The organism is Streptomyces sp. NPDC038280 (assembly GCF_055600045.1).
Genome location: NZ_JBVJYZ010000007.1, coordinates 49,919 through 65,877, shown reverse-complemented (window position 1 = coordinate 65,877; position 15,959 = coordinate 49,919). Strand labels below are relative to the sequence as shown.

14 protein-coding genes and 1 pseudogene are annotated in these 15,959 nt (G+C 71.6%); 11 read left to right on the top strand and 4 right to left on the bottom strand.

The window, feature by feature from the left end:
* Nucleotide 1: 1 nt before the first annotated feature.
* Both ACZ7J0_RS16755 and ACZ7J0_RS16750 read right to left on the bottom strand, forming a co-directional pair.
* Nucleotides 2–973 (bottom strand): LLM class flavin-dependent oxidoreductase, encoded by a 972-nt coding sequence (locus tag ACZ7J0_RS16755; RefSeq protein WP_470888350.1) that lies wholly within the window; start codon nt 971–973, stop codon nt 2–4.
* A gap of 159 nt (nt 974–1,132) precedes the next feature.
* A pseudogene (locus ACZ7J0_RS16750) lies at nt 1,133–1,228 on the bottom strand (hypothetical protein); the annotation flags it as partial.
* 251 nt (nt 1,229–1,479) lie between these two features.
* On the opposite strand from ACZ7J0_RS16750, the gene ftsY reads away from it, so the two are divergent.
* On the top strand, nt 1,480–2,709 hold the full coding sequence (gene ftsY / locus ACZ7J0_RS16745) for a signal recognition particle-docking protein FtsY (RefSeq protein WP_470888009.1): 1,230 nt from the start codon (nt 1,480–1,482) through the stop codon (nt 2,707–2,709).
* 74 nt (nt 2,710–2,783) lie between these two features.
* On the opposite strand, the gene ACZ7J0_RS16740 is transcribed toward ftsY, so the two are convergent.
* On the bottom strand, nt 2,784–3,446 hold the full coding sequence (locus ACZ7J0_RS16740; protein ID WP_470888007.1) for a bifunctional DNA primase/polymerase: 663 nt from the start codon (nt 3,444–3,446) through the stop codon (nt 2,784–2,786).
* Between the two features lie 419 nt (nt 3,447–3,865).
* Here ACZ7J0_RS16740 and nsdA point away from each other — a divergent pair, with 419 nt between their 5' ends.
* The 5 genes from nsdA to ffh all read left to right on the top strand — a co-directional run bounded on the left by nsdA (nt 3,866) and on the right by ffh (nt 11,524).
* Nucleotides 3,866–5,341 (top strand): transcriptional repressor NsdA, encoded by a 1,476-nt coding sequence (gene nsdA, locus ACZ7J0_RS16735; RefSeq protein ID WP_470888005.1) that lies wholly within the window; start codon nt 3,866–3,868, stop codon nt 5,339–5,341.
* 316 nt (nt 5,342–5,657) lie between these two features.
* A complete protein-coding gene (locus ACZ7J0_RS16730) occupies nt 5,658–7,004 on the top strand; it encodes an ammonium transporter (RefSeq protein WP_470888003.1) in 1,347 nt (448 codons plus the stop codon).
* Nucleotides 7,001–7,339 (top strand): P-II family nitrogen regulator, encoded by a 339-nt coding sequence (locus ACZ7J0_RS16725; protein ID WP_397770036.1) that lies wholly within the window; start codon nt 7,001–7,003, stop codon nt 7,337–7,339. Before ACZ7J0_RS16730 ends, ACZ7J0_RS16725 begins: the two co-directional genes overlap by 4 nt.
* Nucleotides 7,340–7,372: 33 nt before the next feature.
* The gene (locus ACZ7J0_RS16720; RefSeq protein ID WP_470888001.1) at nt 7,373–9,832 is read left to right on the top strand and encodes a [protein-PII] uridylyltransferase; all 2,460 of its coding nucleotides are present in this window, start codon (nt 7,373–7,375) and stop codon (nt 9,830–9,832) included.
* A 141-nt stretch (nt 9,833–9,973) separates the two neighbouring features.
* Complete coding sequence (gene ffh, locus ACZ7J0_RS16715) at nt 9,974–11,524, top strand: signal recognition particle protein (RefSeq protein WP_470887999.1); 1,551 nt, start codon at nt 9,974–9,976, stop codon at nt 11,522–11,524.
* Nucleotides 11,525–11,650: 126 nt separating this feature from the next.
* On the opposite strand, the gene ACZ7J0_RS16710 is transcribed toward ffh, so the two are convergent.
* Nucleotides 11,651–12,532 (bottom strand): methyltransferase domain-containing protein, encoded by an 882-nt coding sequence (locus ACZ7J0_RS16710; protein WP_470887997.1) that lies wholly within the window; start codon nt 12,530–12,532, stop codon nt 11,651–11,653.
* A 506-nt stretch (nt 12,533–13,038) separates the two neighbouring features.
* Here ACZ7J0_RS16710 and ACZ7J0_RS16705 point away from each other — a divergent pair.
* The 5 genes from ACZ7J0_RS16705 to trmD all read left to right on the top strand — a co-directional run bounded on the left by ACZ7J0_RS16705 (nt 13,039) and on the right by trmD (nt 15,936).
* Entirely contained in the window at nt 13,039–13,632 is a 594-nt protein-coding gene (locus tag ACZ7J0_RS16705; protein ID WP_468706552.1) for a hypothetical protein, read from the top strand.
* Between the two features lie 154 nt (nt 13,633–13,786).
* Nucleotides 13,787–14,239, top strand: coding sequence for a 30S ribosomal protein S16 (gene rpsP, locus ACZ7J0_RS16700; RefSeq protein WP_470887995.1), 453 nt, complete (start codon nt 13,787–13,789; stop codon nt 14,237–14,239).
* Nucleotides 14,240–14,241: 2 nt separating this feature from the next.
* Nucleotides 14,242–14,481 carry an RNA-binding protein gene (locus ACZ7J0_RS16695; RefSeq protein ID WP_254369541.1) on the top strand — a complete coding sequence of 80 codons (240 nt, stop codon included), beginning with the start codon at nt 14,242–14,244 and terminating at the stop codon, nt 14,479–14,481.
* A gap of 79 nt (nt 14,482–14,560) precedes the next feature.
* A complete protein-coding gene (gene rimM / locus ACZ7J0_RS16690; RefSeq protein ID WP_470887992.1) occupies nt 14,561–15,115 on the top strand; it encodes a ribosome maturation factor RimM in 555 nt (184 codons plus the stop codon).
* Nucleotides 15,115–15,936, top strand: coding sequence for a tRNA (guanosine(37)-N1)-methyltransferase TrmD (gene trmD / locus ACZ7J0_RS16685; protein ID WP_470887990.1), 822 nt, complete (start codon nt 15,115–15,117; stop codon nt 15,934–15,936). The genes rimM and trmD overlap by 1 nt, the downstream gene beginning before the upstream one ends.
* Nucleotides 15,937–15,959: the final 23 nt, after the last annotated feature.

Below are 15,959 nucleotides of genomic sequence, written 5' to 3'. Positions count from 1 at the left end.
CTCATCCCTTGAGCCGGGGCAGTACGCCTTCACCCAGCAGATGCAGACTCCGCCACGCCTCGTCGACCGGCATCCCGCCGCACAGCGGATGCAGCACGAGACTCTCGGCGCCCAGCGCCACGCACTCGTCCGGCGTGACGATCCGGTACACCCCCTCGGCCCGCAGCTCCTCGACCGTCGTCGCCGTCGACCGCACGGCCGAGCGGATGTCCTTCGACTGCCAGGAGGCGTACATCCGCGCCTCGTGCAGGAAATGCTCGCCGTAGCGCTCCCACGTCCGGTCCGGGTCCTCGGACAGATGCAGCAGCGGCGTCTTCTCGGCCGGCATCATCGTCCAGCCCTCGGTGCCGTACTCCGCGCAGAGCCCCGTGTAGTACGCCTCCAGCTCCGGCAGATGGGCGCTCGGGAAGAACGGCAGCCCGAGCCGGGCCGCCCGGCGGGCGGCCGCCCGCGACGAACCGCCGACCAGCAGCAGCGGATGCGGCCGCGTGTACGGGCGGGGGGTGACCCGTACCGTACGGCCCTCGTACGTGAACGGCTCGCCGGTCCACGCCTTCAGCAGGGTCTCCAGGAGCAGGTCCTGCAACTTGCCGCGCCTGCCCCAGTCGACGCCGAACGCCTCGTACTCCTCCGGCCGGTACCCGATCCCCGCGACCGTCACCAGCCGGCCCCGGCTCAGCAGGTCCAGTACGGCGATCTCCTCCGCCAGCCGCAGCGGATCGTGCAGCGGGCCGATGATCGCCGAAACGGTGACCGCGATCCTGCGGGTCGCCCCGAACACCGCGGCGGCGAAGGTGAACGGCGACGGCAGCCAGTTGTTGGCGGCCCCGTGGTGTTCCTCGGTCTGCACGGTGTCGACACCGCGGTCGTCGGCGTAGGCCGCCATCTCCAGCGCCGCGCGATAGCGGTCCGAGAGGCTCTCGGGCGTGCCGTGGGGATCGACGAGGTTGAACCGTACGACTGTGAAGGGCATGGGAACGTCCCCCTCCGCGGTGGGAAGCCGGCGAAGGGGGACGGTAGCTGACGTGACGTCAGATGGATAGGGGTGCGGGCTCCCGCTCCTCGGTGACCGCAGCGTCAGGAAAGAGATGAACGACCCGATGAAGCTGGTCGCCACCACCATCGGCAGGAAACCGAAGACCAGGCTGATCACCGCGTTCACACTCACCGCCCACGCGCGCGGGACCCTGATGCCGAGCGTCTGGGCGGTGAAGTCCGTCGAGTACATGGACATCGAGTTGATCAGCAGCATGCCGATCAGGGCGATGAGCAGGTAGGGCCCGAGGGGACCCAGCTGATGCCGCCCGCCGCGATCGTGCCGTACAGAGGTGGGGGACTCCGGGGGAGAGGCGGCACGAAGGCGCACCAAGTGCACCAGCATCGTATGGAATCCCCGAAAGGTCCAAATAGACGACTCCGGCCCGCCGGTCCGCCGGGGGACGACCCCTCGGCGGGCTCGTGGCCGATACTGGACGGGTTATGGAAATCATCCTTGCTGTAGTCATCGCTCTGATCGTCGCGGTCGCCGTGACCAGCGGGCTCGTGATCAGCGGTCGCAAGAAGAAGAAGCTGCCGCCGGCCGAGGCGCCGTCCACCACGCCGACCATCACCGCTCCGCCCGCCGAGCCGCACGTCGGCGACGAGGCGGAGGCACCGCGGGAAGAACCACGCCGCACGATCGAGGAGGTCGGCCTCCCGACCGCCGAGGAGGCGGTCGAGGCACCGGCCGCCGTCGAGGACCCGGTCGTCGCCGCGCCGCCCGCGCCCGAGATCGAAACCCCCGAGCCGACCGCCGGCCGCCTGGTCCGGCTGCGCGCCCGGCTCGCCCGCTCGCAGAACTCCCTCGGCAAGGGGCTGCTCACCCTCCTGTCCCGCGAGCACCTCGACGAGGACACCTGGGAGGAGATCGAGGACACCCTCCTCACCGCGGACGTCGGTGTCGCGCCCACCCAGGAACTGGTGGAGCGGCTGCGCGAGCGCGTGAAGGTCCTCGGCACCCGCACCCCCGACGAGCTGCGGACCCTGCTCCGCGAGGAGCTCCTCACCCTGCTCGGCACGGACTTCGACCGCGAGGTGAAGACCGAGAGCGGCCTGGACACCCCCGGCGTGATCATGGTCGTCGGTGTCAACGGCACCGGGAAGACCACCACCACCGGCAAGCTGGCCCGTGTCCTGGTCGCCGACGGCCGCTCGGTCGTCCTCGGCGCGGCCGACACCTTCCGTGCCGCCGCGGCCGACCAGCTCCAGACCTGGGGAGAGCGGGTCGGTGCCCGTACCGTACGCGGGCCCGAGGGCGGCGACCCTGCGTCGATCGCCTTCGACGCGGTCAAGGAGGGCATCGCGGAGGGCGCCGACGTCGTTCTCATCGACACCGCCGGCCGGCTGCACACCAAGACGGGCCTCATGGACGAGCTCGGCAAGGTCAAGCGGGTCGTCGAGAAGCACGGGCCGCTGGACGAGATCCTGCTGGTCCTGGACGCCACCACCGGGCAGAACGGGCTGGTCCAGGCCCGGGTGTTCGCGGAGGTCGTGGACATCACCGGCATCGTCCTCACCAAGCTCGACGGCACGGCCAAGGGCGGCATCGTCATCGCGGTCCAGCGCGAGCTCGGCGTCCCGGTGAAGCTGGTGGGCCTGGGCGAGGGGCCGGACGATCTGGCGCCGTTCGACCCGGAGGCGTTCGTGGACGCGCTCATCGGCGAGGCATAGGCAGGCGGCTCAGGCCGGTCGGGTGCGGGCGGGGGTGGCGGCGGGAGCCTCGACCCCACGCCCCACCCGGAGGCCTACGCCGCCGAGCGGTGGATGATGTACGCCAGAGTGCCCAGCAGCAGACGCGCCTGCGGCGGCGCCCCCGCCGTGTCCAGGGTCGGGGGCCGCAGCCAGCGCGAGGGCCCGAGGCCGCCGCAGTCCGACGGCGGCGCCGTGATGTGGCTGCCCGCGCCCAGGCAGTGCAGGTCGAGCGCAGCGTCGTCCCAGCCCATCCGGTAGAGCAGGTGCGGCAGCTCCGCCGCCGCCCCGGGGGCGACGAAGAACTGCGCCCGCCCCGAGGGGGTCACGCAGACCGGACCGAGCGGAAGCCCCATCCGCTCCAGCCGGACCAGCGCCCGCCGCCCCGCCGCTTCTGCGACCTCGAGGATGTCGAAGGCGCGGCCCACCGGGAGCATCAGTGCCGCACCGGGGAACTCCGACCAGGCCTTGGCCGCGTCGTCGAGGCCGGCGCCCGCCGTGACCTCGGCGGCGAACGAGAGCGGGTGGGCGCCCGGGGCCGTACACGCGGGGTCACCGCACGAGCAGCGGCCGGCGGAGGCGCGTGCTCCGGGAACCACGTCCCAGCCCCACAGTCCGGTGTACTCGGCGACCACCGTGCACTCCGCCGAGCGGGTCCGGCGCCGCGAGCCGGACCGGATCTCCCTGATCCCGCGAGTGCTGCCGATCGTGAAGCCCATGCCCCCTCCAACGGGTCGAACGCGCCGGTGGTTACGAATCGGAGCCCAACCGTGACACGGCGTCACGCCGCGGCGGCACGGCGAGGCGTGAAAGGTGGTGCGGGCCGGCCGTCGCGCGCCGCCCCACGCACCTCTGCGCCTACTCCATCCGTCACATGTCAAGTGAATCGTGTTCAGCGGCAGGCGAGTTCATTCGAAGGGGTGGCGAATGGTGGCGATTCTTGAAACGCCCTCGCTGGAGCGGTGATCGTAGGGTTACTTTCGGTACACGAACACCGGGAGTGCAGTGCACGCGCGGGTATGCCGGGGGCAAGCCGGTTTCCTGTTTGAAGGGTGGCAACCTCCAGACGGCGGCCGTAACTCACGGCATTCTGGTAGGGGTTCGCGGGGCAGCGGAATCAGCGGATGGGGGCGTTCCAGTGGGCGGCAGTGGCGCAGACGGTACGAATGCCGGCAAGCGCCCGAACGAGCAGCTGAGCTCGTGGTTCGTGCGCAGCGGCTGGTCGAAGGGCGAGCTCGCGCGGCAAGTGAACCGGCGGGCACGGCAGATGGGCGCGCACCACATCAGCACGGACACCTCACGGGTCCGCCGCTGGCTCGACGGCGAACAGCCGCGCGAGCCCATCCCGCGCATCCTGTCCGAGCTGTTCTCGGAGCGTTTCGGCAGCGTCGTCGCCATCGAGGACCTCGGCCTGCGCACCGCTCACCAGTCACCGTCGGTGTCCGGCGTCGACCTGCCCTGGGCCGGTCCCCAGACCGTGGAGCTCCTGAGCGAGTTCTCCCGCAGCGACCTGATGCTCGCCCGTCGCGGCTTCCTCGGCACGTCCCTGGCGCTCGCCGCCGGCCCCGCCCTCATCGAACCGATGCAGCGCTGGCTGGTGCCCACCCCGGCCGCCGAACCCGGAAGGGCCGAACCACCCGTCCCGATCCGCCGCGCCACCCGGCTCTCCAAGCCGGAACTGGACCTGCTGGAGTCCACCACCGCGATGTTCCGGCAGTGGGACGCGCAGTGCGGCGGCGGACTGCGCCGCAAGGCCGTCGTCGGGCAGCTCCACGAGGTCACCGACCTCCTCCAGGAGCCCCAGCCCGCCGACACCGCCCAGCGGCTGTTCAAGTGCGCGGCCGAACTGGCCGAACTGGCCGGGTGGATGAGCTATGACGTGGGACTTCAGCCCACCGCGCAGAAGTACTTCGTGCTCGCCCTGCACGCCGCCAAGGAGGCCGGCGACAAGCCCCTCGGGTCGTACATCCTCTCCTCCATGAGCCGCCAGATGATCCACCTCGGGCGGCCCGACGACGCCCTGGAGCTCATCCACCTCGCGCAATACGGGAGCCGCGACTGCGCCACCCCGCGCACCCAGGCCATGCTGTATGCGATGGAGGCCCGCGCCTACGCCAACATGGGGCAGCCCAGCAAGTGCAAGCGGGCCGTCCGGATGGCCGAGGACACCTTCTCCGACGCCGGACTCGACGGCGAGCCGGAGCCCGACTGGATCCGCTTCTTCTCCGAGGCCGAGCTGAACGGCGAGAACGGCCACTCCTACCGCGACCTGGCCTATGTCGCCGGCCGCAGCCCCACCTACGCCTCGCTCGCCGAGCCGGTGATGGAGCGCGCCGTGGACCTCTTCGCCAAGGACGAGGAGCACCAGCGGTCGTACGCACTCAACCTGATCGGCATGGCCACCGTGCACCTCCTCAAGCGGGAGCCCGAGCAGTCCACGGTCCTCGCGGAGAAGGCCCTCACCGTCGCCAGGAGCGTCCGCTCCGAGCGGGTCAACAACCGGCTCCGCAAGACCGTCGACACCGCCGCCAGGGACTTCGGAGACGTACCCGAGGTCGTCCGTCTCACCGACATCCTCACCGCTCAGCTGCCCGAGACCGCCGAAGCGGTCTGAGACGCACCCCGCCCGCCCAGACTCCGGCCGCGACAGTCATCCCGTACAGCCCGACTCGGCTCCCCCCGCCAGGTCAACGGGTGACTGTCGCGGCCGGTCCGCGTCGCGAGCAGAGGGTACGACCGTGACCATCCCGTGATCCGGCAGTTCATGGCCACGTAACACGGCCGACCTCTTCGTCACTGCCCCGAAACATCGTGCGGCATCGGCGGAAACGGCGCTGGGACAACCTCTGGCGATAACCGGCCACCCCTCATGGTCCGGCAGATTCCCGGCCCCGCCCCGCACAGGCCCTACCGACGACGAGGAGACGCCGATGCCCCCAGGCATCACGACCCTTGCCGCAGACGCCCCCGAGCTGTCTGCGGCCAACACCGGGTTCATGCTCATCTGCTCCGCCCTGGTCATGCTGATGACCCCGGCGCTGGCCTTCTTCTACGGAGGCATGGTCCGCGTCAAATCCACCCTGAACATGCTGATGATGAGCTTCATCAGCCTCGGGATCGTCACGATCCTGTGGGTCCTGTTCGGCTTCAGCCTGGCCTTCGGCACCGACTCGGGGTCGATCATCGGCTGGTCCTCCGACTACGTGGGCCTCAGCGGCATCGGCATCACGGAGCTGTGGGACGGCTACACCATCCCGGTGTACGTCTTCGCGGTCTTCCAGCTGATGTTCGCGGTCATCACGCCCGCCCTGATCAGCGGCGCTCTCGCCGACCGGGTCAAGTTCACCGCCTGGGCGCTGTTCATCGCCCTGTGGGTCACCGTCGTCTACTTCCCGGTCGCCCACTGGGTCTGGGGAGCGGGCGGCTGGCTCTTCGAGATGGGCGTGATCGACTTCGCCGGTGGAACCGCCGTCCACATCAACGCCGGCGCCGCAGCGCTCGGCGTGATCCTCGTCATCGGCAAGCGCGTCGGCTTCAAGAAGGACCCGATGCGGCCGCACAGCCTGCCGCTGGTCATGCTCGGCGCCGGTCTGCTCTGGTTCGGCTGGTTCGGCTTCAACGCCGGCTCGTGGCTCGGCAACGACGACGGCGTCGGCGCGGTGATGTTCGTCAACACCCAGGTCGCCACCGCCGCCGCCATGCTCGCCTGGCTCGCCTACGAGAAGATCCGCCACGGCTCCTTCACCACCCTCGGCGCCGCCTCCGGCGCGGTCGCGGGCCTCGTCGCCATCACCCCCTCCGGCGGCTCCTGCTCCCCGCTCGGCGCGATCGCCATCGGCGCCATCGCCGGTCTCCTGTGCGCCATGGCCGTGGGCCTGAAGTACAAGTTCGGCTACGACGACTCCCTCGACGTCGTCGGCGTCCACCTCGTCGGCGGTGTCGCCGGGTCGCTCCTCGTCGGCTTCTTCGCCACCGGCGGCGTCCAGTCCGACGCCAAGGGCCTCTTCTACGGCGGCGGCCTCGAGCAGCTCGGCAAGCAGGCCATCGGCGTCTTCGCGGTCCTCGCCTACTCTCTGGTGGTCTCGGCGGTCCTCGCGTTCCTCATCGACAAGACGATGGGCATGCGGGTCCCCGAGGACGACGAGGTCTCCGGCATCGACCAGGTCGAGCACGCCGAGACCGCGTACGACTTCAGCGGAGCCGGCGGCGGCACGTCCTCGCGCAGCACCGCCGCCCCCGCCCCCGTCGCCCAGGACGCCAAGAAGGTGGACGCATGAAGCTCATCACCGCAGTCGTGAAGCCGCACCGGCTCGACGAGATCAAGGAGGCCCTGCAGGCCTTCGGAGTCCATGGACTCACGGTCACCGAGGCCAGCGGATACGGACGGCAGCGCGGCCACACCGAGGTCTACCGGGGCGCCGAGTACACCGTCGACCTCGTACCCAAGATTCGTATCGAGGTACTGGTCGAGGACGAGGACGCCGAACAGCTCATCGACGTGGTGGTCAAGGCCGCCCGGACCGGCAAGATCGGTGACGGGAAGGTGTGGAGCGTCCCGGTCGACACGGCCGTACGGGTCCGCACCGGCGAACGCGGACCGGACGCCCTCTAGCCGTACGCCGGCCGAACAGACAGGAGCTGCTGGGTGACGAGCCTTGAAGTCAGTACCGAAGCGGAAGACTCGGGACCCAGCGGTTACGCGGCGGCCCGGCTGCGCCTTCTCACCGAGAAGGGGCAGTCCGGGCCGCCGCGCCGTGCGGCGCTGGCCCGGCTCACCGACACCTGGCTGAACGCGCTGTTCACCGCCGCCCGCCCGCCCCGGGGAACGGCGCTCGTCGCCGTCGGCGGATACGGCCGCGGCGAACTGTCCCCACGCAGCGACCTCGACCTCCTGCTCCTGCACGACGGCAGCGCGCCCGCCGGCGAGATCGCCTCCCTCGCCGACCGGATCTGGTATCCGGTGTGGGACCTCGGGCTCGCCCTCGACCACTCCGTACGCACCCCCGCCGAAGCCCGCAGGACAGCGGCCGAGGACCTCAAGGCGCAGCTCGGGCTGCTGGACGCCCGCCATGTCGCCGGCGACCACGCTCTCGCCGCCGGAGTCCGCACGGCCGTACTCGCCGACTGGCGCAACCAGGCCCCCAAGCGGCTGCCCGAACTCGACGAACTGTGCCGCGAGCGCGCCGAACGCCAGGGCGAACTGCAGTTCCTCCTCGAACCCGACCTCAAGGAGGCCCGCGGCGGACTGCGCGACGCGACCGCCCTGCGCGCCGTCGCCGCGTCCTGGCTCGCCGACGCCCCCCGCGCGGGCCTCGCCGAAGCCCGCCGCCGGCTCCTCGACGCCCGCGACGCGCTCCACCTCACCACCGGACGCGCCACCGACCGGCTCGCCCTCCAGGAGCAGGACGCCGTCGCCGAGGAGCTGGGGCTCCTGGACGCCGACACCCTGCTGCGCGAGGTGTACGAGGCCGCCCGGACCGTCTCGTACGCCGGTGACGTGACCTGGCGCGAGGTGAACCGGGTCCTCAAGGCCCGCTCGGTACGCCCCCGGCTGCGCGCCCTCCTGGGCGGCGGCAAGCCGCCCCTCGAGCGCACCCCGCTCGCCGAGGGCGTCGTCGAGATGGACGGCGAGGTCGTCCTCGCCCGCACCGCCAGGCCCGAGCGCGACCCGGTGCTGCCGCTGCGGGCCGCCGCCGCGGCCGCCCAGTCGGCGCTGCCGCTCTCCCTCCACGCCGTACGCCGCCTCGCCGCCGCGGTCAAACCGCTGCCCGTGCCCTGGCCGGCCGAGGCCCGCGAAGAGCTCGTCACCCTCCTCGGCGCCGGCGAACCCACCGTCCCCGTCTGGGAAGCCCTGGAGGCCGAGGGGCTGATCACCCGGCTCCTGCCCGACTGGGAGCGGGTCCGCTGCCGCCCCCAGCGCAACCCCGTCCACACCTGGACCGTCGACCGCCACCTCGTCGAGACCGCGGTCCGCGCCTCCTCGCTCACCCGCCGTGTCGGCCGCCCCGACCTGCTGCTCGTCGCCGCGCTCCTCCACGACATCGGCAAGGGCTGGCCCGGCGACCACTCGGTGGCCGGCGAGACCATCGCCCGCGACGTCGCCACCAGGATCGGCTTCGACCGCGCCGACGTCACCGTCGTCGCCACCCTGGTGCGCCACCATCTTCTGCTCGTCGAGACGGCGACCAGGCGCGATCTGGACGATCCGGCGACCGTCGCGGCCGTCGCGGACGCCGTCGGTACGGTCGGCACGCTGGAGCTGCTGCACGCCCTCACCGAGGCCGACGCCCTCGCCACCGGACCCGCCGCCTGGTCCTCCTGGCGCGGCTCCCTCGTCGCCGACCTGGTGAAACGAGTCGCGGGCGTCCTCGCCGGGGAGGCGCCCCCCGAGCCCGAACCCACCGCCCCCAGCGCCGAACAGGAACGCCTCGCCATCGAGGCCCTGCGCACCGGCGAACCCGTCCTCGCCCTCCACGCCCAGACCGAGCCCCCGCAGCCGGACTCCGGACCCCACCCCGAACCGGAACCGGAACCCGTCGGGGTCGAGCTCCTGATCGCCCTGCCCGACCGGCCGGGAGTCCTCCCGGCCGTCGCCGGCGTCCTCGCCCTGCACCGGCTCACCGTCCGCGCGGCCGACCTGCGCGCGATCGAGCTGCCGGGAGAGCTCGGCACCGGCACGGTCCTCGTCCTCAACTGGCGCGTCGCGGCCGCCTACGGCTCCCTGCCCCAGGCCAACCGCCTGCGCGTCGACCTCGTCCGCGCGCTCGACGGCTCCCTCGACATCACCTCCCGCCTCGCCGAACGCGAAGCGGCCTACCCCCGCAGGCGCGGCGTCCAGGCCCCGCCGCCCCGGGTCACCGTGGCGTCCGCGGACTCCCGCCTCGCCACGGTCATCGAGGTCCGCGCCCAGGACGCCCCCGGGCTGCTGCACCGGATCGGCCACGCGCTCGAATCGGCGTCGGTACGGGTGCGCAGCGCCCATGTCTCGACGCTCGGCGCGAACGCCGTGGACGCCTTCTACGTGACGGACCCCGCGGGCGCCCCCCTCGGCCCCGAGGAGGCGGCGTCGGTCGCGGGGGCACTGGAGACGGCCCTGCGCGGCTGACGCCCCCACGGGCGGCCCCAGGGGTCCCTGGGCCGCCCCCGCCCACCCCGTACCAGGAGGGGGCAGACCCCATCGCGCGCGGCCGGATACCCTGGGGGACGACCATCCGCCGCCCCCGACAGCTGAGGATCCGCGACCGCCGTGTTCGATACCCTCTCCGACCGCCTTGCAGCGACCTTCAAGAACCTCCGGGGCAAGGGCCGCCTGTCCGAGGCGGACATCGACGCCACCGCCCGCGAGATCCGGATCGCGCTGCTCGAGGCCGACGTCGCTCTGCCCGTCGTCCGCGCCTTCATCAAGCAGGTCAAGGAGCGGGCCGCCGGCTCCGAGGTCTCCCAGGCGCTGAACCCGGCCCAGCAGGTCATCAAGATCGTCAACGAGGAGCTCATCGGCATCCTCGGCGGCGAGACCCGGCGCCTGCGCTTCGCCAAGACCGCCCCGACCGTGATCATGCTCGCCGGTCTCCAGGGTGCGGGTAAGACCACCCTCGCCGGAAAGCTCGGCCTCTGGCTCAAGGGACAGGGCCACTCGCCGCTGCTCGTCGCCTGCGACCTCCAGCGCCCCAACGCCGTCAACCAGCTCTCCGTCGTCGCCGACCGCGCGGGCGTCTCCGTCTACGCGCCCCAGCCCGGCAACGGCGTCGGCGACCCGGTCCAGGTCGCCAAGGACTCCATCGAGTACGCGCGGACCAAGCAGTACGACGTCGTCATCGTCGACACCGCCGGCCGCCTCGGCATCGACCAGGAGCTGATGCAGCAGGCCGCGGACATCCGCGACGCCGTCAGCCCCGACGAGGTCCTGTTCGTCGTCGACGCCATGATCGGTCAGGACGCGGTCAACACCGCCGAGGCCTTCCGCGACGGCGTCGGCTTCGACGGCGTCGTCCTCTCCAAGCTCGACGGTGACGCCCGAGGCGGCGCCGCGCTCTCCATCGCGCACGTCACCGGCCGCCAGATCATGTTCGCCTCCAACGGCGAGAAGCTGGACGAGTTCGACGCGTTCCACCCGGACCGCATGGCGTCCCGCATCCTCGGCATGGGCGACATGCTCTCGCTCATCGAGAAGGCCGAGCAGACCTTCAGCCAGGAAGAGGCCGCCAAAATGGCCTCCAAGCTGGCGAGCAGTAAGGGCAAGGACTTCACGCTCGACGACTTCCTCGCCCAGATGGAGCAGGTCCGCAAGATGGGCTCCATCTCCAAGCTGCTCGGCATGCTGCCCGGCATGGGGCAGATGAAGGAGCAGATCAACAGCATCGACGAGCGGGACGTCGACCGCACGGCCGCGATCATCAAATCGATGACCCCGGCCGAGCGCCATGAGCCGACGATCATCAACGGCTCCCGCCGCGCCCGCATCGCAAAGGGCTCCGGCGTCGAGGTCAGCGCCGTCAAGTCCCTGGTCGAGCGGTTCTTCGAGGCCCGCAAGATGATGTCCCGCATGGCCCAGGGCGGCGGCATGCCGGGGATGCCCGGGATGCCGGGCATGGGTGGTGGCGCGGGCCGCCAGAAGAAGCAGATCAAGCAGGCCAAGGGCAAGCGCAAGAGCGGCAACCCGATGAAGCGCAAGGCCGAGGAGCAGGCCGCGGCCGCCCGCCGCGAACAGGCCCAGCAGGGCGGCGCGTTCGGGCTGCCGGCCGGCGAGCCGAGCAAGGACTTCGAGCTGCCCGACGAGTTCAAGAAGTTCATGGGCTGACGGCCGGCACACGGTCCACGGCCCGGACGACGGGCGTACGGGAAGGGCCCGGAGGCAGACCGCCTCCGGGCCCTTCCCGATGCCGCTCGTCCATGAGCGGGGGCGGACCGGCCCACCCCCGAGGACTCACCTCGTGCGGGCGATCAGATACCGGAACACATTCGGCATCCACACCGTGCCGTCCCGCCGCACATGCGGATGCAGCGCCTCCGTGAGCTCCTTCTCCACCTGCGCCTGGTCCGTCGCCGCCACCGCCGCGTCGAACACGCCCGTCGACATCAGCCCGCGCAGCGCGCTGTCGAGGTCCGCGTACCCGAACGGGCACGCCACCCGCCCCGAACCGTCCGGCTTCAGACCCGCCTCGCCCGCGATCTCCTCCAGCTCGTCCCGCGGCGCCGGCCGCCAGCCGCCCGCACCACGCGTCCGCGCCCGCATCCGGTCGGCCAGCTTGGTCGCCACCCGCAGCACCGCCGAGGTGGCACACCGCTCCGGCGGCCCCCAGGCGGTCAGCACCACCGCCCCGCCCCGCTCCGCCCCCGCCGCGACGGAGGCCAGCGTCGGCGCCAGCTCCTCGGAGTCACCCGCCGTACAGCCGATCGGGTGAAAGGCGGTGATCATCGTGTACGGGGGAGAGGCCCCGTCCACCGCGTCCACCGGGCGGCCCGCGAGAAGCCGCGCGGACGGCGCGTCCGGCCCCGGCTCCCGCTCCGCGGCCGCGAGAGCCGTCCGAAGCCGCTCCCGGGCCAGCTCCACGCGCGCGTCATCCGTGTCGACGCCCGTGACATGCGCGCCCCGCGAGGCCGCCATCAGCAGGGCGAGTCCCGAGCCGCAGCCGAGGCCCAGCAGCCGTGTCCCGGCGCCGGTGTCGAGGCGCTCGTACACCGCCTCGTAGAGCGGCACCAGCATCCGTTCCTGGATCTCCGCCCAGTCCCGGGCGCGCGCCCGCGCGTCCGTGACCGCGGCCGCCGGGTCCGGGTGAGGTTGGTGCCGGACGAGCGTAGGTGTCATGGAATGCGCCCCAATCCGCCGAGAGTCCATCTGTGCGTCCGTGCCCTGATTGACAGCCCCCGTGTACGTGCGCTCGCTCTCCCCCCGTATGCCAGGGAACTCCCCATCCGTCCCGGCGTCCAGTGGTCGTGCGCCACGCTTGCGTTCGTTGCCGTACACACCCATCCCCGCCGGGGCGCTCGGGGGCGGTGGGGACCGCCGCCGGGGCCCCCGGTACTGTCGCTCCCACCGGCCACGTCCCGGGACGCCGTTCGGCGCCACGCGCCCTTGCCGCGCAACGGGCTCCCCGGCGCGCGCAGTTCACCCGCGCGCGGGGGAGCGTGCCCCGCGGCGCCACTGCACCGGCGCACCACTACGTACCACCTTGGTGTGAGCTGAGAGCCTTCTCCGCAGATCAGCGCACTGGCCCTCGTCAGGACGCATCAAGGGCAACTGACGGGTACGTGCAAAATATTTGGGATGCCCCGGAATGGAACCCGGGGGCGCCCAGGCTCGTTAGACGCGACGTGAGCACGACACCACCTGTTCTCGCCGCAGAGCTGGCACAGGCGTGGGCCGACATTCAGCGGCACCACCCCGAGCTGCCGGACCTAGCCGCGCCAGAGTCCCTGATCGGAGAGTCGTCGTCCGCCTGTGGCGCCGAGCTCTCCTTCGAACGGCTGCTCCACGAGGCAGTCCACGGCATCGCCGCCGCCCGAGGAGTCCGCGACACCTCACGCGCCGGCCGATATCACAACCGCAGATTTCTGGCGATCGCCGAGGAAATGGGCCTCGACCACCCCGAGGAGCCGCACGCCAGCAGCGGCTTCTCCCTGGTCACGCTCAACCCCGAGGCCAAGCGCCGGTACCGTCCGACGATCGAGCGGCTCCAGCGCGCCCTCAAGGCGCACACCGTCGCGACGGCCTCCGACACCAAGCGCTCCTTCCGCGGACCGGCCGCCCGGCACGGCTCCTCGGGCGGCGGGGTCCGGGTCAAGGCCGTCTGCGACTGCGGACGCAACGTCCGGGTCGTTCCCTCGGTCCTCGCCCAGGCACCGATCGTCTGCGGCGGCTGCGGCAAGCCCTTCCGCATCCCGGAAGCGGTGGCCGCAGCGAGCTGACGCCCAGGCGTGTGGCACAATGGCTAGCTGTACTCGACAGTCGCACAGGACCCCTCTCTCCTCCGGCTGACGCGTCCATCGGGCACCCGAGTACCGCAACCCCACGTGGCATCTCATGTGCCCAACCACGTCAAGACCAGGAGACACCACTCCAGTGGCAGTCAAGATCAAGCTGAAGCGTCTGGGCAAGATCCGTTCGCCTCACTACCGCATCGTCGTCGCCGACTCCCGTACCCGCCGTGACGGCCGGGCCATCGAGGAGATCGGTCTGTACCACCCGGTGCAGAACCCGTCGCGCATCGAGGTCAACTCGGAGCGCGCGCAGTACTGGCTGTCCGTCGGCGCCCAGCCGACCGAGCCGGTTCTCGCGATCCTGAAGCTCACCGGTGACTGGCAGAAGCACAAGGGCCTGCCGGCCCCGGCGCCGCTGCTCGTCGCCGAGCCGAAGGCCGACAAGCGCGCCGCGTTCGACGAGTTCGCGAAGTCCCTCGAGGGCGACGAGTCGAAGGGTGAGGCCATCACCCCGAAGGCGAAGAAGGCCGACAAGAAGGCGGACGAGGCCGAGACTGTCTCGTCGGCGTCCGCCGCTGAGTCGACCGAGGCCTGAGCATGCTCGAGGAGGCTCTCGAGCACCTCGTGAAGGGCATCGTCGACAACCCGGACGATGTGCAGGTCGCCTCGCGCAACCTGCGCCGCGGCCGTGTGCTGGAGGTCCGGGTCCACCCCGACGACCTCGGCAAGGTGATCGGTCGCAACGGCCGCACCGCGCGTGCACTGCGCACCGTCGTGGGCGCCATCGGCGGCCGCGGCATCCGCGTCGACCTCGTCGACGTGGACCAGGCTCGCTGACAAAGATGAACACCGGCACGGGCCGGGGAGGGCTTACGGGCCCACCCCGGCCCGTCGTCGTCCGACAGGAGAGTTGAGAGTGCAGCTGGTAGTCGCGCGGATCGGCCGCGCCCATGGGATCAAGGGCGAGGTCACCGTCGAGGTGCGTACGGACGAGCCCGAACTGCGGCTCGGCCCCGGAGCGGTCCTGCTCACCGACCCGGCGTCCACCGGGCCGCTGACCATCGAGACCGGCCGCGTGCACAGCGGCAGGCTGCTGCTGCGCTTCGAGGGCGTACGCGACCGCACCGCCGCCGAAGCCCTGCGCAACACCCTTCTCATCGCCGAAGTCGATCCCCAGGAGACCCCTGAGGAGCCCGACGAGTACTACGACCACCAGCTCATCGACCTCGACGTGGTCCTCGCCGACGGCACCGAGATCGGCCGCATCACCGAGATCTCCCATCTCCCGTCCCAGGACCTCTTCATCGTCGAGCGCCCCGACGGCACCGAGCTGATGATCCCCTTCGTCGAGGAGATCGTCACCGACATCGACCTCGACGAGCAGAAGGCCGTCATCGACCCGCCGCCCGGCCTGATCGACGACCGCGCCGAGATCGCCTCCGCCCGGGACGCCGCCGAGGACGAGCACTGATGCGCCTCGACGTCGTCACGATCTTCCCCGAGTACCTGGAACCGCTGAACGTCTCCCTCGTCGGCAAGGCCCGCGCGCGCGGCGTCCTCGACGTGGGCGTGCACGACCTGCGGCAGTGGACCTACGACCGGCACAACACCGTCGACGACACGCCCTACGGCGGCGGTCCCGGCATGGTCATGAAGACCGAGCCCTGGGGCGACGCCCTCGACGACGTCCTCGCCGACGGCTACGAGAGCGGTGCCCACCACCCCGTACTCGTCGTCCCCACGCCCAGCGGCCGGCCCTTCACCCAGGAACTCGCCGTCGAACTGTCCGAGCGGCCCTGGCTCGTGTTCACGCCCGCGCGCTACGAAGGCATCGACCGCCGGGTCATGGACGAGTACGCCACCCGCGTACCGGTCTACGAGGTCTCCATCGGCGACTACGTACTCGCCGGCGGCGAGGCCGCGGTCCTCGTCATCACCGAGGCCGTCGCCCGGCTGCTCCCCGGCGTCCTCGGCAACGCCGAATCCCACCGCGACGACTCCTTCGCCCCGGGCGCCATGGCGAATCTGCTGGAGGGGCCCGTCTACACCAAACCCCCCGAGTGGCGGGGGCGCGCCATCCCCGACGTGCTGCTCAGCGGCCACCACGGCAAGATCGCCCGCTGGCGGCGGGACGAGGCCTTCCGGCGCACCGCGCTCAACCGGCCCGATCTGATCGAACGCTGCGACCCGTCCGCCTTCGACAAGAAGGACCGGGAAACCCTCTCCATCCTGGGCTGGGCTCCCGAGCCCGGCGGCCGATTTTGGCGCAGGCCCCAGAACATGGAAGAATAGGCCGCTGCTGTACGCCCGCATGC

Coding starts and splice junctions, on each gene's coding strand:
- ftsY (WP_470888009.1), top strand. CDS start 1,480: ATGGAAATCATCCTTGCTGTAGTCATCGCTCTGATCGTCGCGGTCGCC.
- ACZ7J0_RS16710 (WP_470887997.1), bottom strand. CDS start 12,532: ATGACACCTACGCTCGTCCGGCACCAACCTCACCCGGACCCGGCGGCC.
- ACZ7J0_RS16730 (WP_470888003.1), top strand. CDS start 5,658: ATGCCCCCAGGCATCACGACCCTTGCCGCAGACGCCCCCGAGCTGTCT.
- ACZ7J0_RS16755 (WP_470888350.1), bottom strand. CDS start 973: ATGCCCTTCACAGTCGTACGGTTCAACCTCGTCGATCCCCACGGCACG.
- ACZ7J0_RS16725 (WP_397770036.1), top strand. CDS start 7,001: ATGAAGCTCATCACCGCAGTCGTGAAGCCGCACCGGCTCGACGAGATC.
- trmD (WP_470887990.1), top strand. CDS start 15,115: ATGCGCCTCGACGTCGTCACGATCTTCCCCGAGTACCTGGAACCGCTG.
- ACZ7J0_RS16695 (WP_254369541.1), top strand. CDS start 14,242: ATGCTCGAGGAGGCTCTCGAGCACCTCGTGAAGGGCATCGTCGACAAC.
- ACZ7J0_RS16740 (WP_470888007.1), bottom strand. CDS start 3,446: ATGGGCTTCACGATCGGCAGCACTCGCGGGATCAGGGAGATCCGGTCC.